This is a genomic window from Nocardia sp. CA-290969 (genome assembly GCF_050936135.1).
GTDB lineage: Bacteria > Actinomycetota > Actinomycetes > Mycobacteriales > Mycobacteriaceae > Nocardia.
Window position 1 is genome coordinate 4,444,904 of the sequence record NZ_JBNJNJ010000001.1, and the last position, 15,436, is coordinate 4,460,339.

The following is a 15,436-nucleotide window of genomic DNA, read 5'->3' on the forward strand; positions in this document are numbered from 1 at the left end:
CCGCCCGGGTGCGGTGGCCGCCGCGGCTGCACACGGCCCGCGCTCCGCGGCTGCGTTGCACCACCCCTCGACGGCGACCTCCTCGGCCGCGAGGTCACCGGCCGGATCCGGTCCGAGCCCGCCAGCGAGGCCCGCCCGGGAATCACGGATCCCCCGGTGGCCGATCGAAGATACAAGAGCGAGGTGATGCCTGTTACGCACTCGCAGCAGAAGAATTTCTCCATATCGCTCCGGCAAACGGGTGGGCCCGTAGATCGCGGTTCTACCGGGCCCACTCGCACGTCCGCCGGCCGGCGAGTCCCGGTGAGCGCGGGACCGCCGGCCGGCGGAAGCGATGCGATTCAGGAGATCTTGCGGCGGTAGGTCCGCATCGCGAACAGGTAGGCCACGACGAGGATCCCGACACACCAGCCCAGGGCGATCCAGATATCGCTGCCCACCGGCTGCTGGGTGAACAGATCGCGGATCGCGTTGATGATCGAGGTCACCGGCTGATTCTCGGCGAACGCGCGGACCGGGCCGGGCATGCTGTCGGTGGGTACGAAGGCCGAGCTGATGAACGGCAGGAAGATGAGCGGATAGGAGAACGCGCTCGCGCCGTCCGGCGTTTTCGCGGTCAAACCGGGAATCACCGCGATCCAGGTCAGTGCCAGCGTGAACAGAACCAGGATGCCGGCCACCGCCAGCCAGGCCGGCACCCCCGCGCCCGAGCGGAACCCCATGAGCAGGGCGACGAGTACGACCACCACCACCGAGATCAGGTTCGCGACCAGCGAGGTCAGGACGTGCGCCCAGAGGACCGCCGAGCGGGCGATGGGCATGGACTGGAATCGCTCGAAGATTCCGCTCTTCATATCCAGGAAGAGGCGGAAGGCGGTATAGGCGATACCCGAAGCGATGGTGATCAACAGGATGCCGGGCAGCAGGTACTGCACATACGAATCCGATCCGGTATCGATCGCGCCGCCGAAGACGTAGACGAACAGCAGCATGAAGGCGATCGGCATGATCGTGGTCGTGATGATGGTGTCGGCACTGCGCGTGATGTGACGCAGCGACCGGCCGAGCAGCAGGCCGGTATCGGCGAAGAAATGCGTGGTCATCGTTGTCCTCTACGTCGTCCGTACCGCGGCGCGGTCCTGGTCGGGGGTGTCGTCTTCGCTGTCCGGGCCGACGAGGGCGAAGAAGACGTCTTCGAGACTCGGCTGCTTCTCCACGTATTCGACCTTCGCGGGCGGCAGGAGTTGCTTGAGCTCGGCGAGCGTGCCGTCGACGATGATCCGGCCCTTGTGCAGGATCGCGATCCGGTCGGCGAGCTGTTCGGCCTCCTCGAGATACTGGGTGGTGAGCAGCACCGTCGTGCCGTTCTCGGCGAGTTCCTGCACCGCCTGCCACACCTCGACGCGCGCCTGGGGATCGAGGCCGGTGGTCGGCTCGTCGAGGAAGACCACCGGCGGATCACCGATGAGGCTCATGGCGATATCGAGCCGGCGGCGCATACCCCCGGAGTAGGTCGATACCTTCCGCGCGGCCGCGTCGGTGAGCGAGAAGCGGGCGAGCAGGTCGTCGGCGATGGCCTCCGCGCCCTTCAGATGCCGCAATTTGGCGATCAGCACCAGATTTTCCCGGCCGCTGAGGATTTCGTCGACGGCGGCGAATTGTCCGGTGAGGCTGATGGATTCGCGGACGCTGCCCGCCTGGGTGGCCACGTCGAAACCGTTGACCTCGGCGGTTCCGCCGTCCGGTTTCAGCAGCGTGGACAGAATCCGCACGACCGTGGTCTTGCCGGCCCCGTTCGAGCCGAGCAGGGCGAAGATACTGCCCCGCTCGACCTGGAAGTCCACGCCGCGGAGCACCGTCAGCTTGTTGTACGACTTCTGCAGACCCTGTACGCGGATCGCCGGAGGGTGTTGTGCACTCATCGGCCGGACCTACTTTCCTGCCGTGGCAGCGCGCTCGATGGCACGGCCGAGCCGGTCGCGTTCCCGATCGACCCACGAATCCCGGCGATAGTTCCGCGCGAACGTCTCGATGAACTGCGCGGGGTCCTCCCCGACGATGTCGCGCAACGGGGTGTGGTCGGTCGCATGCTGTTCGAACAACTCGGCGAGGTCTTCGAATACCGACACATCGCCGCCCCAGCCGGTGTGCAGGAGGTAGCGCTCGCACGCGTCCACCGCCGTGCGGTAACTCGCGGGCAGTTGTTTCGACCGTGCCTTGTAGTTTCGCCAGCGCCGTTTGTCGCCGAGGTCGCCGACCACCTTCGCGGTGATATCCGACATGTTCATGACTGTCTCCTGTTTCCCAGAACGGTCCGCGCGGTGCGGGTGCACGGCGGTCCTCGTGATCTCGGCGGTGTTGATATAAGTAGATGTATACGTACACGCCGTGGCCTAACTATAAGTAGACATATACGTACACGCAAGCCCGGGTTGGAAGACGTCCCGATCTCGCGCCTTCACCTGCCCGTATACGCCGGGCGGGCTAGCGTGGTACCGAGTTCCGGGCCGATCCGCAGCGAGGTATTCCGGCCGCGGCGGTACCGGAGGCATGCGGCACCCACACGGGAAGGAGCAGTGCGGTGACCGGAGAGGCGGCGGAGGCCATATCGGTGATGGTGGTCGACGACCACCCGATCTGGCGCGAGGGCGTGGCGCGGGATCTCGCGGAGGCCGGCTTCCGGGTGGTCGCCACCGCCGAGGACACCGCGACCGCGGTCCGGCGGGCGGCTGCGGTGCGTCCGCGGGTGGTGCTGATGGATATGCAGCTACCCGACGGGAACGGCGCCCGGGCCACGGCCGACGTGCTGCGCGTCTCCCCGGACAGCCGGGTGCTGGTGCTCTCGGCATCCGGCGAACGCGACGATGTACTGGACGCGGTGAAAGCCGGGGCGTCGGGCTACCTGGTCAAAAGCGCCTCCGCCGCCGAACTCGTCGCCGCCGTGCACGATACGGCCGCCGGCCAGGCGGTGTTCACGCCCGGATTGGCCGGCCTGGTGCTGGGTGAATACCGGCGGATGGCGACCGCGCCCGGCGAACCCGGCTCCCCGGAGCGTCCGGCGCTCACCGACCGGGAAACCGAGGTACTGCGCCTGGTCGCCAAAGGACTGTCGGCCAAGCAGATCGCGGCCCGCCTGCACCTCAGTCATCGCACGGTCGAGAACCACGTCCAGGCGACCCTGCGCAAACTCCAGCTCGCGAACCGGGTGGAACTCACCCGCTACGTGATCGAACAGGGGCTCGACGAATAGGCGACCCACACCAGGTGAGATCGGGTGTCTCCACCCGTGGGCCGGCACGGCGAGCACGGGGAACGGGTAGATCCCGGGGCAGCGGCGAGTAGTTCTACTCATCCGCGGCTGCCGCCGGCGGCCGACCATCGAAATATGACGATTCCGATCGATCCGGCGCTGGTCGCCCGGCTGTCCGGCGAGTTCATCACCCTCGCCGACGATTTCACCGGGCTGGGTGGCCGGATGAGCACCCTCGGCCGCGATCTGGAAGCGCTGCACCGGCACGTGCTGTCGGCCGCGCCCGCACCCGACGCACCGGCCGGCCGCGCCGACGAACCTGCGGCGGTACCGAAGCCGGATGCCGGGTCCCGGGGCGAGCCCCGGGCAGCGTGCCCGGACTCGGTAACCGGCCGGGCAGCACCAGAGAAGACCACGGCAACTCCCGGCCCCGTGCCGGGGGTGCCGGCGACCGGTGTGCGCGTCGGCGGGGTGCACACACCGGATACGCCGGGCGCGGCCGCCTCCGCTCCGGGAGGCGCCGCGTCCGGTCCGGGCGACCCGGCACCGCGGCAGAATCCCGAGGTAACAGCAGTCCCGTCGACGTCGGCCGGGAAGACGAACGAACCGCATCATGGGCCGGCGGGGCACGCGCAGCAAGCCGGCGAGCCGGGCCGGCCCGGTCCCGCACAAGCGCACCATGTTCCGGCAGCGCCAGGCGCACAGGACCCCGCGCAGGCGCCGCGGGATACCTCACCGGCTCAGAGTGCACCAGCAGCGGCTCCCCGGGAAGCCTCCGTGCATATGCCGCACGGCGCACGGGCGTGGACAGGCCCGGCAGGGAGTTCCTCACCCGCACAGGGGCAGATGCCGTGGGGGGCACCCCCGCAACCGCCCGGTCGTGCACGGACGGCCGCCTACTACCCGCAGGTTGGGCAACGGTATCCGGGCGCCGGATATCCGGGCCCGGTGCCGCCGCGGCCGATGGGGGCGCCCGGTCCCGTGCCGCCGCGGATTCCGTGGTGGCAGCGGGAGGGCGTGATCAGCCGGGTGCTCGCGGTCGCCGGGGTGGGGGTGACGCTCATCGGTGTCGTGATGCTGCTGGTCCTCGCGGCGCAGGCCGGTGTTTTCGGGCCGGTCCCGCGGGTGCTCGCGGGCGCGGTGTTCTCCGCCGTTCTCGTGGGAGCCGGGATGCGGGTGTATCACCGCGCCGGCGGGCGCGTGGGCGGTATCGCGCTCGCGGCAACCGGTTTCGCCGGGGCCTACCTGGACGTGATCGCGGTGACCGCGATCTACGACTGGCTGCATCCGGTACCCGGGTTCGCCGTAGCGCTCGGGGTCGCGGCGGCAGGGGTCGGGCTGGCCGTGCAGTGGCGGGCGCAGCCGCTGGCGGTGCTGGTGGTGGGCGGGGCGGCGGTGCTCGCGCCGTTCGTCACCACCGAACTCGCGTTGCTCGCGTTCCTGATCGTGCTCCAGCTGGCCTGTGTGCCGGTGCAATACCGGTTCGACTGGCCGTTCCTGCATCTGGTCCGCACGGTGCCGGCGGTACTGGCCACCCAGCTGACCATTGTCGGCTTCGTGATCGACCGGCCGGACGACCACCGCCCGGTGCTGCTGCTCACGGCGGCCGTGGCGGTGGCCGCGATCGGGCTCGTGGGCACGCTGGTGATCGTGCGGGCCCGGCCGGGCGATCTGGTGGCGAGCCTGACGTTCGCCTTGACCATCACTCCCCTGCTGGCCGCGCCCGCGCTGTTCGAACGGCCGGCCACCACGGCGATCGCCGCGGTCTACGCCGTTGTCCTGCTTGGGGTCGCCGCGACGACACTGCTGCCGGCTGTGCGCGATATCGCCCGGGTGCCGGGGCATACCGCGCTGGTCGCGGCCGTCGGTGGTTCGTTCGCGCTGCTGGAAACCTGCTGGGATGTCACCACGGGCGATACGCTGCCGATCGCGCTGTTCCTGGTAGGCACCTGCTATCTGGGAGTCGCGGGACAGGCCCGCAACCGGGCTGCCACGTTCCTGGGGATCGGGTACGGAGTGATCGGAGGTCTCACCTTCCTGGTGGCGGCCGACCCGGACACCCTGGCCTCTCAACTCGCCGCCGCCGACGGCCTGTCCATTGCCACCGCGGCCTCGGCGATCGCCGGACTGGGCCTGGTCGCCGTCGGATTGTGGGCGCTGCGCCGGGTATTCGGCTCATCCATCGACGAAGCGGGGACGACGCTGCTGTGGATAGGCGGCAGCGCGGTCGCGCTCTACCTGGTGACCGCCGCGACGGTCTCGTTCGGTGTGGCCTCCGGGGCCGCGGACGGATTCGTGATCGGGCACAGCATCGCCACGATCGTCTGGATGGCCGGGGCGCTGGCCGCCTTGCAGTACGGACTGCGCAACCTGGGCGCCGGGACAACCACCACGGCGAAGGTCGCGCTGGGATCCGGGCTGCTGGTCAGCGCAGCGGCCCTGGCGAAACTGTTCCTGTTCGATCTGGCCACGCTGGGCGGGTTGATCCGGGTCGCGGCGTTCCTGGTGGTCGGAATCCTCCTGCTGGTCGCCGGAACCCGCTATGCCCGGGCGTTCGCGGAAACCGGGGCGCGGGAGCCGGGCACCGAGGCGGACAGTTCCCGGCGCTGATCCGATAGGGAAACCACCCGCTGGACCAGACCCCCGGCCACCACTGCGCACTCCCCTCCGGGTGCGCGGTGGTGGCCGGCGCGACAGGCAGTATTCGTCGGGCTGCGTCTTCCATCAGCCCACCGGTTGGTCACCGGACCGGGCACCGCAGTGCCTCGCCACCGATCGGCCGCGCCTCCTATCCGCATCCGGCGTCGTCCCCACAGAACCGGGGCACCGTCGCCACACCACCGCGGTCCGTAGCCCGCCACTCGCGGGATCCGAGGCGCGGGCGACGTGCCACCCACAGCCTGCGTCCGGCTCGCATGGTCAGGCTGCCTGCGGCCGAGGCGGCGGATCTTCCCCTCCCCGCTGTGAATCGGCGGCGCGGCCCGCTCGCGCTGCCGCCACCATCGCGCGAGTGATGATGTCGAGATCCTCCGGCCCGGTGATGAACGGTGGCATCGCGTAGATCAGATCCCGGAACGGGCGAATCCAGGCGCCGGCGGCGACAGCCGCATCCGTGGCCGCGCGCATCTCCACCGGGCGGTCGAGCTGGATCACGCCGATTCCGCCCAGCACCCGCACATCGGTCACGCCCGGTAGGTCCCGGGCCGGCGCCAGCCCCGCGCGCAGCCCGGATTCGAGTCCCGCGACCTCACCGCGCCAATCACGCGACAGCAGCAGTTCGATCGAGGCCACCGCGACCGCACAGGCCAGCGGATTGCCCATGAAGGTGGGCCCGTGCATGAGACCGCCGTGGGCCGCGCTCACGGTTTCGGCCAGCTCCGCGGTGCACAACGCGGCCGCGAGGGTCAGATATCCACCCGTGAGCGCCTTGCCCACACACATGACGTCCGGCGCGACCCCGGCCTGCTCCGCCGCGAACAATGTTCCGGTGCGGCCGAATCCGGTGGCGATCTCGTCGAAGATCAGCAGTACCTCGTGCTCGTCGCACAGCCGGCGCAGATCCGCCAGATAGCGGGGGTCGTGCCGGCGCATTCCCCCGGCACCCTGCACCACCGGCTCCACCACGACCGCCGCGAGTCCGGCGGCGTGCCGGGCGAACGCGTCCGCGAGTTCCCGCACGTAGTCCGGGCGGTACTCGCGCGGTGGCGCGGAAACGAAAACCTGCTCGGCCAGCACATCGGTCCACAGGGCGTGCATTCCGCCTGCGGGGTCGCAGACGCTCATCGGGGTGAAGGTGTCGCCGTGGTAGCCACCGCGCCAGGTCAGCAGGCGGCGTTTGCCCGGCTGCCCCACGGCACGCCAGTACTGCAGGCACATCTTCACCGCGACCTCGATCGACACCGAGCCGGAATCGCAGAGGAACACCTTGTCCAGCCCGGCCGGTGTGTGCCGTACCAGCAATTCGCACAGGCGGACGGCGGGTTCGTGGGTGAGTCCGCCGAACATGACATGACTCATCCGCCCCGCCTGCTCGGTCAACGCCGCGTCGAGCACCGGATGCCGGTAGCCGTGCACCGCCGCCCACCAGGAACTCATCCCGTCCACCAGCTCCCGGCCGTCGGCGAGGGTGAGCCGGGTGCCGGCTGCGGACTCGACGACGAGGGGTTCGGTAGTAGCCGGGAAACCGCCGTAGGGATGCCAGACGTGCCGGGCGTCGAGTGCCGAGAGCTGCGCCGCGGGGGCAACGGTCACGGTGATCCTCCAATCGGTGGCGGGCCGCGGCAACGGACCTGAACACTGTTCAAGTTACCAAACCGGCCCCGGCGCCGGTATCTGCACACCCGACCACGCGGCGGTCGTGCCGGACCTCGGAAGGACGCCCGGTCGGCCGCCGGACACCGGGTGACCGGCAGGACCACGCCCCGGACAGGCGATAGCCGGGACCGGCCCTATGCAGCAGCCGGTTCTCGTCGGCCGCCGCGCCGCCGGGCGCGGCGCCGAGAAACAGTCGACCGGCTCACCCGGCGCCGGTGACCGGACGAACGCGGCCACCGGCACAGACGGAGAAGGAACAGGCACCGCCACGATCCGGCCACAACTTCCGGACCGGAGTCCGCGACCGGCCGGACCATCAGCAGGCACAATCACCGGCCGAACGCGGATCCCGAAGCGCCGCAACCGAGGTGGCCGCGGCGGCAAGCCGATGAACCGCTACCGCCGCTCCCCCGGGGGAGCGGTCGCCGGCCGGTCCAGAATGTCCACCACATGGGCCAGTAACCGCCGCAAGTCGTCCATACCCGCCGCGCCCAACTCCGCACGCAGCCGATGCTCGATTCCGGCGATACGGTCTCCGGCCAGCCGTAGCGCGGCATGCCCGGCCGCGGTGCACACCACCCGCCGGGCCCGGCGGTCGGCCGGGTCCACCTGCCGCCGTACCAGACCGGCGGTTTCCAGCTGCCCGATCAGTTCACCCATCGACTGCTGCGTCATCCCCGCCGCCTGCGCCAGCTCCCCGACCCGGGAACCCGCCGGGTCGAGGTACCGGAAGACCGCGTAGTGCGCGGGCCGCAGGCCCTCGTCCAGCCGGGCCCGCAGTTCGGTGTTCAGCTCGTCCTCGACCGCCCGCGTGGCAAGGGTGAGCAGTTTCAACAGGGACGCCGGATCGGATGTTGACATATTATGAAGGTAACCTTTCTAATTGATTCATGACACCCCGGGTCCGCACTTTCCGTAACGGCCACCGCGTCACCCTGGTCGACCAGGGCACCGACGAGCGTGGGCCCTATCTGCGGCTCCGGCACGAAATTCCGGAGCCCGGCCGGCAGGCCGGGCCGCATTGGCATCCGGTGCTGAGCGAAGAATGGACGGTCCGCCGGGGTGCACTCCGGTTCCGGATCGACGGCCGCGAAATCCTGGCGGAGCCGGGCGATACCGTCGCCGCCCCGGCGCGCGCGGTGCACGAATTCCGGAACGAGGCCACTGACACCGTCGTCGACCACGAGATCCGGCCGCCGCTGCGGCATTGGCAGATGTTCACCCTGTGGAGCGCGCTCGACGAAGCGGGAGCCACCACCGGCTCACGGCTACCGCGCAACCCCCTGGCACTCGCCCTGCTGTGGGAACTCCAGGACGGCTACCTGGCCGGACTACCGGTCTGGCTGCAACGCGCGACACTGGGCTCTCTCGCCGCAATCGCCCGGCGAACGGGCTACGCGCGCCGCCTGTTCGCCGCGGCCGAGATGAACTGAACGATTGACCAACGACCCCTGACGGAAGTTCGCCGCCATCGCGCTAGGGTCATGTCCATGCACGCGTCCGACTCGCTGCCCGAGGGTGCGCCACCACGGAGATCACCGGATGCCACCCGGCGACGGGACCACGCTTACCATCCTCGGTGACCGTGCCCCCGCGCCGTGATCGCGGGGCCAGAATCCGTCCGCCGTGCCACCCCAGGACCCGACCGAGAACCGTATGCCCGCCGACCCGCCGCGCTTGCGCCCCACACCGCGCCTCACCCCGGTCCGCAGCACCTACCGGCTACAGCTGCGCCCGGACGGACTGACCTTCGCCCAGGCCGCGGCCACCGCGGAGTACCTCCAGCAGCTCGGGGTCTCGCATGTCTACCTGTCCCCCGTGATGACCGCCGCGCGCGGCTCCACCCACGGCTACGACGTCACCGACCCCACCACCGTCTCCCCCGCACTCGGCGGCCCGGTGGGCCTCAAGGCACTCTCCGACGAGGTACGCAACCGCGGGATGGGACTGATCATGGATCTGGTGCCCAACCATGTGGGGGTCGCCGATCCGCAGCAGAACCCGTGGTGGTGGCATGTGCTGCAGTACGGCCGGAAATCCCAGTTCGCACCGTTCTTCGATATCGACTGGAGCCCGGGTAACGGTGTCGGCGGCCGGCTGGCCCTGCCGGTCCTGCGCAGCGAGAACGACCCCGCCGCGCTCACCGTCGACCGCACCGGTCCCGAACCGCTGCTCGCCCTCTACGATCTGCGCTTCCCGATCGCGCCCGGCACCGACGGCGACAACGCGCTGCGCATCCACGACAAACAGCACTACCGGCTGGTCAGCCGCAAATCCGGAATCTGCGGTTACCGGCGCTATCTGGCGATCGACGGGTTGGCCGCGCTACGCCAGGAAGACCCGCTGGTCTTCGAAGCCACCCACCGCGAACTGGCGGCCTGGTGCGAACACGATCTCATCGACGGCGTGCGCGTGGACCACCCCGACGGGCTGGCCGATCCGACGGACTACCTGCAGCGTCTGCGCCTGCTCATCGGCCCCAACCGGTTGCTGCTGGTGGAGAAGACCCTCGCCAACCGCGAACCCCTCGACCCCACCCTGCCGATCGACGGCACCACCGGCTACGACACCCTCGCCGATTTCGGTGGAGTCCTGCTCGAACCCGCCGGCGAACCGGTCCTCACCGAACTGTCCCGGCATATCACCGGCCACGGCAGCGACCGGATATGGGTCGGGGAGAAGGAACACCGCATCAAACGCGCGGTAGCGGAAAGTATTCTGCTGCCCGAGGTACGCCGGCTGGTCGCCGCGATCAAACAGGACGCCAACGCCCCGGATTTCGACACCATGGCGCTCACCAACGCCACCATCGAGGTGCTGTCCTTCCTGCCGGTGGCCCGGGCCGACTACACCCCGCTGGCGGGCATGATCAGCGCCGTTCTCGCGGAGGTCGAGAAGCGTAATGCCGAACTGCGGGTCCCGCTGTCCGTACTGGCGACAGCCCTGACCAAGATCGGCGCCGCATGGACCCGGTTCCACCAGGTGAGTACCGCCATCGGCGCGAAAGCCGTCGAGGACATCCTGTTCTATCGCGCGGTGCGCCTGGTCTCCCTGCAGGATCTGGGCGGGAACCCGGCCAGGTTCGGCCGTACGGTCAACGAATTCCACCTCGCCAACGCCTCCCGTGCCCTGCGCTGGCCCGCCTCGATGACCACGCTGTCCACCCACGACACCAAACGCGGCGAGGATGTGCGGGCGCGGATCGGGATCCTGTCCCAGGTCCCGCGGATGTGGGCCCGCGCGGTCACCCTCTGGCTCGAGAAACTACCGCCGCCCGACGGCGCGACCGCCTTGTTCCTGCTGCAGAACATGTTCGGGATATGGCCGGCCGACGGCCGGCCCGCCTCCTCGGTGCCCGGGCTGCGCGACCGGGTTCACCGGTTCGCCGAGAAGGCCATGCGCGAATCCGGCCTGCACACCGCCTGGGAAGAACCCGACCTCGAGTTCGAGAACGCGGTACACACCTGGCTCGATCAGGTGATCGACGGACCGGTGGGCCGCCAGCTCACCGACCTCGCCCACGATCTCGCGCCGCACGCCTGGTCGGATTCGCTGGCGCAGAAACTGCTGCAACTGTGCGCGCCGGGTATCCCGGATATCTACCAGGGCTGTGAGATCTGGGAGGACTCCCTGGTCGACCCGGACAATCGCCGCCCGGTGGATTTCGGGTCGCGGGCCGCGATGCTGCACACCCTCACCACCACGCCGCCGCTGGACATCACCGGCGCGGCGAAGATGTGGGTGGTGGCGTATGCGCTGTGGCTGCGCCGGGAACGGCCGGAATGTTTCGTCGGCGGTAGCTATACGCCGGTGTTCGGGCACGGCGAGCACGCCGACAAGCTGGTGGCCTATGCCCGCGGGCGGGTCGGGATGGATCCGGAGATTCTGGTGGCGGTGACCCGGCACAGCGTCGCGATCGGCGAAACCGGCTGGGGCGATACCTATCTCGAACTCCCGTCCGGTTCCTGGACCGACCGGCTCACCGGCCATACCTTCCAGAACCGGGCCCGCACCGAGAAACTGTTCGCCCGCCTGCCGGTCGCGCTACTGGTGCGCTGACCCCGCATCGGACCCCCTGGTCAGGAGTCGCCGATCCGCGGGAACGGGCGTTGCGCCTCCAGCAGGAAAGCCAGTTCGAGCAGGGTCCGTTCGTCGCCGTAGGCGCCGCTGAGCATCACCCCGACCGGCAGGCCGGCGTCGGTGAGTCCGGCCGGGACCGCGATCGACGGGGAGCCGGTGACATTGTTGATCGGGGTGTAGCCGACGAAGTTCGTGACCCGCTCGAGCAATTCGTCGAACGGAACACCGGGACGCAGGTAGCCGAGTTCGGGTGTGGTGTGGGTGAGTACGGGCGAGAGGATCACGTCGTAGCGGGTGAGCACCTCGTCGTAGTCGGTCCGCGCCTTGTTCAGCCGGTACAGCGAGCCCGGCGTGGCCAGGAACTGCCGGCGGAACGCGGCGGCGAGCCCCTTGGTGAACGCGTCCAGGCGGGCGGCGTCGAAACTGCGGCCGTGGCTGAATTTGCCGGTGACGCCCGACATCTGCGCCAGGAAACCCCAGTAGCGCAGGAAATCGTCCACCAGGCTCGGCGCCACCGGTGCGGCCATCGGCTCCACGGCGTGCCCGGCCGCCTCCAGGATCGCGGCGGTGTCGTGGACGGCCGCCGCCGTCGCGGCATCGGGTTCGCGGCCGTTGCACGCCGTGGTGAGCAACCCGATCCGCAGCGTCCGATCCGACGGACCCTCGACGGTGCCGATGGGCGGGAGTTTCGGGTTACGCCAGTACTTTTCGGCGGCGGCGTGGTAGGCGGCCTGATCCCGCACCGAGCGCGACAGCACGCCTTCGGAGACGAGTTTGATCGGCAACTGCCGCGCCTGCGCGTTGTCCAGATGCCGGAACCGGCTGGGTTTCAGCGATACCAGCCCGGCGCACGCCGCCGGGATCCGCAACGAGCCGCCACCGTCGTTCCCGTGCGCGACCGGCACCACACCCGCCGCGACCATCGCCGCCGAACCACCCGAGGAACCGCCGACCGTGTAACCGGTATCCCAGGGGTTGCGGGTCGGGTCGCTGCTCTCGAATTCCGTGGTGGAGGTGAAACCGAACTCGGGCATGGTCGTTTTCCCGAGCACGGTGATACCGGTGCTGAGCAACTGCGCACTGAACCGATCGTCCTTCGCGGCCGGATGCGGGGTGATGGCCGCGCTGCCGTGGCACGTCGGCAGCCCGGCCAGATCGGCGTTGTCCTTGACGAAGGCCGGAACGCCGTACCACACCCCGGAATCGGCGGGCGCCACCCGCGGGCTCGGGCACCGGTGCGCGATCGCGTTCAGCCGCGGATTCACCGTATCGGCCCGCACCAGCGCCGCCTCGGCGAGTTCGCCGGGACCCAGCGCGCCGGATCGGACCAGCTCCGCCAGGGCTACCGCGTCGTGGCCGCCCAGGGCGTCGTCGGTGAAGGCATGTACTCGATCGCTCATATTCTCGGCTCGCGTGTACCTCGGGGCCCAGGACGGTCGATCCGGACCAAGTTGGACGTCGGTTCAGTTCGGCCCACAGTAGTACGCGTCAGGGCTACGCGGAGACGATCCGGCGCACGCGGTTCAGCGTGCGGTCCGCCACCATCCCAGCGTCCACAGGCCCGCGCCGACGGCGGCGCCCAGCAGAACACCGGTCTGCACCGAGCCGAGGACCAGTGCCGCGACCAGCAGCGCCAGCAGGCCGGCCCCCACAGCCTCCAGCTTGTACACCGGCCAGGGCGACCCCGCGATATCGACTTCCGCCCCGCGGCGCACAGCAGCGCGAGGATCGAGAGTGCGCGATGCGGTCATGCAGTAAGGCTACCCGTGCCACCGGTGTTCGGACCATCGAACTTTTGTCTTTCCGCACACAGATCCCGGACGCCCGGCATCAGGTGGACACGCCGCCCCGGGAACAACAGCGCCCGGACGAGACGTTTCCGGGGATATGCCATTGACCGGAGAATACGCACCGTCCACGTCCGACTGGGCCCGTGAGCAGGCCGAGAAGATCGAGAACTCGGGGGGCACCGAGGGCACCACCCTCAACGGTATGCCGGTGGTCGTGCTGACCACCGTCGGGAACAAGACCGGCAAACTGCGCAAAACCGCCCTCATGCGGGTCGAGCACGAGGGCGAATACGCTGTTGTCGCCTCGCTCGGTGGCGCGCCGAAGCATCCCGTCTGGTACTACAACGTGATCGCGCAGCCGCAGGTCGAACTGCAGGACGGCACGGTGACCAAGGATTACCTCGCGCGTGAGGTCTTCGGCGCGGAGAAGGCGCTCTGGTGGGAGCGGGCCGTCGCCGCCTACCCGCCCTACGCCGACTACCAGCGCAAAACCGATCGGCAGATTCCGGTCTTCGTCCTCACCCCGCGCTGAGACAACCGCGTACGTGCCGCGCCGGAGCCGGGTGACCGGCGCGGCGAACGAAACCCCAGTACAGGCCACCCGCCGCAGCCTCCGGCGGCGGCAGGTGGCACCATGGTGCGGGTGTCCGATGTGCTGACCCATCTGCCCGAAGCTCGTCCCGCGCTGACCGCGGACGAGATCGACGCCGCGGCCAAACGCATCGCCGACATCATCGAACCCACGCCGCTGCAACTGTGCCCACGGTTGTCCCAGCTCACCGGCGCCGAGGTGTACCTCAAACGCGAAGACCTGACCGTCGTCCGCTCCTACAAACTGCGCGGCGCCTACAACTTGGTCGTCCAGCTCAGCGAGCCCGAGCGGGCGGCCGGTGTGGTCACCGCCAGCGCCGGCAATCACGCCCAGGGCGTGGCTTTCGCCTGCCGGGCGATGGGCATCACCGGCCGGATCTACGTGCCGACCACCACACCCAAACAGAAGCGCGACCGCATCCGGGTACACGGCGGCGAGTTCGTGGAACTCATCGCCGTCGGGGAAACCTTCGACGCGGCCGCCGCGGCCGCCGCCGCCGATGTGCGGCGCAGCGGCGCCACCATGGTTCCGCCGTTCGACGACACCCGCACCGCGGCCGGTCAGGGCACCATCGCGGCGGAGATCCTGGATCAGCTCGACACCCCGCCCGATCTGGTGGTGGTACCGGTCGGCGGCGGTGGGTGTCTCGCCGGAATCGGCACCTACCTGCGTGAACGGTCACCGCAGACCGGCATCCTCGGGGTGGAACCGGCCGGGGCCGCATCGATGACCGCGGCACTGATCGCCGGGTCACCGGTGACCCTGCCGGAGGTGGACCCCTTCGTCGACGGCGCCGCGGTGCGCCGCATCGGCAAGGTGCCCTTCGACGCGGTGTCCGGGTTCGGCGGCCGAGTGGTCTCGCATGCCTCGCTGCCCTTGCTCACCGCCACCGATTCCCCGCGGGGTGCGGGCGCGTTCCAGCTGTTGCGAGTGGACGAGGGCGCCGTATGCACGGCCATGCTGGACCTGTACCAGAACGAGGGCATCATCGCCGAACCGGCCGGCGCACTCGCGGCGGCGGCGCTGCTCGAGGCCGCTCCGGAACCCGGATCGACCGTCGTCTGCCTGGTCTCCGGCGGAAACAACGATGTCTCGCGGTACGGCGAGGTCATCGAACGCTCCCTGGTGCACCAGGGTCTCAAGCACTATTTCCTGGTGGATTTCCCGCAGGAGCCGGGCGCGCTGCGCCGGTTCCTGGACGAGGTCCTGGGCCCCGACGACGACATCACGCTGTTCGAGTACGTCAAACGCAACAACCGGGAGACGGGCGCCGCGCTGGTGGGTGTGGAACTGGGTGAACGCACCGGGCTGCAACCGCTGCTGGACCGCATCGCGCGCTCGCCGATCCAGTGCGAACGGCTGGAACCGGGCTCTCCGGCCTACCGCTACCTGACCTGACCGGCCACTGTC

13 protein-coding genes are annotated in these 15,436 nt (G+C 69.6%); 6 read left to right on the forward strand and 7 right to left on the reverse strand.

Going from position 1 to position 15,436, the window contains the following annotated elements; translation table 11 throughout:
* Positions 1-341: 341 nt before the first annotated feature.
* From ACQEVO_RS20230 to ACQEVO_RS20240, 3 genes are read right to left on the reverse strand one after another with little or no spacing between them, the layout of a single operon-like run.
* Positions 342-1,103: an ABC transporter permease gene (locus tag ACQEVO_RS20230; protein ID WP_432915478.1), complete on the reverse strand. Its 762-nt coding sequence runs from the start codon at positions 1,101-1,103 to the stop codon at positions 342-344.
* Positions 1,104-1,112: 9 nt separating this feature from the next.
* Positions 1,113-1,922 carry an ABC transporter ATP-binding protein gene (locus tag ACQEVO_RS20235; protein ID WP_432915480.1) on the reverse strand — a complete coding sequence of 270 codons (810 nt, stop codon included), beginning with the start codon at positions 1,920-1,922 and terminating at the stop codon, positions 1,113-1,115.
* Positions 1,923-1,931: 9 nt separating this feature from the next.
* Positions 1,932-2,288 (reverse strand): DUF1048 domain-containing protein, encoded by a 357-nt coding sequence (locus tag ACQEVO_RS20240; protein ID WP_432915482.1) that lies wholly within the window; start codon positions 2,286-2,288, stop codon positions 1,932-1,934.
* 326 nt (positions 2,289-2,614) lie between these two features.
* On the opposite strand from ACQEVO_RS20240, the gene ACQEVO_RS20245 reads away from it, so the two are divergent.
* Together ACQEVO_RS20245 and ACQEVO_RS20250 are read left to right on the forward strand one after the other, a co-directional pair.
* Positions 2,615-3,250, forward strand: coding sequence for a response regulator (locus ACQEVO_RS20245; RefSeq protein ID WP_432922856.1), 636 nt, complete (start codon positions 2,615-2,617; stop codon positions 3,248-3,250).
* A 135-nt stretch (positions 3,251-3,385) separates the two neighbouring features.
* Entirely contained in the window at positions 3,386-5,860 is a 2,475-nt protein-coding gene (locus ACQEVO_RS20250) for a DUF2339 domain-containing protein (protein WP_432915484.1), read from the forward strand.
* 309 nt (positions 5,861-6,169) lie between these two features.
* On the opposite strand, the gene ACQEVO_RS20255 is transcribed toward ACQEVO_RS20250, so the two are convergent.
* The gene (locus tag ACQEVO_RS20255) at positions 6,170-7,501 is read right to left on the reverse strand and encodes an adenosylmethionine--8-amino-7-oxononanoate transaminase (protein WP_432915486.1); all 1,332 of its coding nucleotides are present in this window, start codon (positions 7,499-7,501) and stop codon (positions 6,170-6,172) included.
* 459 nt (positions 7,502-7,960) lie between these two features.
* On the reverse strand, positions 7,961-8,425 hold the full coding sequence (locus tag ACQEVO_RS20260; RefSeq protein ID WP_432915488.1) for a MarR family winged helix-turn-helix transcriptional regulator: 465 nt from the start codon (positions 8,423-8,425) through the stop codon (positions 7,961-7,963).
* Positions 8,426-8,454: 29 nt separating this feature from the next.
* On the opposite strand from ACQEVO_RS20260, the gene ACQEVO_RS20265 reads away from it, so the two are divergent.
* Together ACQEVO_RS20265 and treY are read left to right on the forward strand one after the other, a co-directional pair.
* Entirely contained in the window at positions 8,455-8,997 is a 543-nt protein-coding gene (locus tag ACQEVO_RS20265; protein ID WP_432915489.1) for a cupin domain-containing protein, read from the forward strand.
* Between the two features lie 223 nt (positions 8,998-9,220).
* Positions 9,221-11,623, forward strand: coding sequence for a malto-oligosyltrehalose synthase (gene treY, locus ACQEVO_RS20270; protein WP_432922859.1), 2,403 nt, complete (start codon positions 9,221-9,223; stop codon positions 11,621-11,623).
* A 20-nt stretch (positions 11,624-11,643) separates the two neighbouring features.
* Here treY and ACQEVO_RS20275 read toward each other — a convergent pair whose 3' ends face one another.
* Together ACQEVO_RS20275 and ACQEVO_RS20280 are read right to left on the reverse strand one after the other, a co-directional pair.
* Positions 11,644-13,044 carry an amidase gene (locus tag ACQEVO_RS20275; RefSeq protein ID WP_432915491.1) on the reverse strand — a complete coding sequence of 467 codons (1,401 nt, stop codon included), beginning with the start codon at positions 13,042-13,044 and terminating at the stop codon, positions 11,644-11,646.
* A 123-nt stretch (positions 13,045-13,167) separates the two neighbouring features.
* The gene (locus tag ACQEVO_RS20280; RefSeq protein ID WP_432915493.1) at positions 13,168-13,395 is read right to left on the reverse strand and encodes a hypothetical protein; all 228 of its coding nucleotides are present in this window, start codon (positions 13,393-13,395) and stop codon (positions 13,168-13,170) included.
* A 136-nt stretch (positions 13,396-13,531) separates the two neighbouring features.
* Between ACQEVO_RS20280 and ACQEVO_RS20285 the strand changes: the two genes are divergently transcribed.
* On the forward strand, positions 13,532-13,966 hold the full coding sequence (locus tag ACQEVO_RS20285; protein WP_432915495.1) for a nitroreductase family deazaflavin-dependent oxidoreductase: 435 nt from the start codon (positions 13,532-13,534) through the stop codon (positions 13,964-13,966).
* 102 nt (positions 13,967-14,068) lie between these two features.
* Complete coding sequence (ilvA, locus tag ACQEVO_RS20290; protein ID WP_432915497.1) at positions 14,069-15,424, forward strand: threonine ammonia-lyase IlvA; 1,356 nt, start codon at positions 14,069-14,071, stop codon at positions 15,422-15,424.
* The last annotated feature ends 12 nt before the right edge of the window (positions 15,425-15,436 follow it).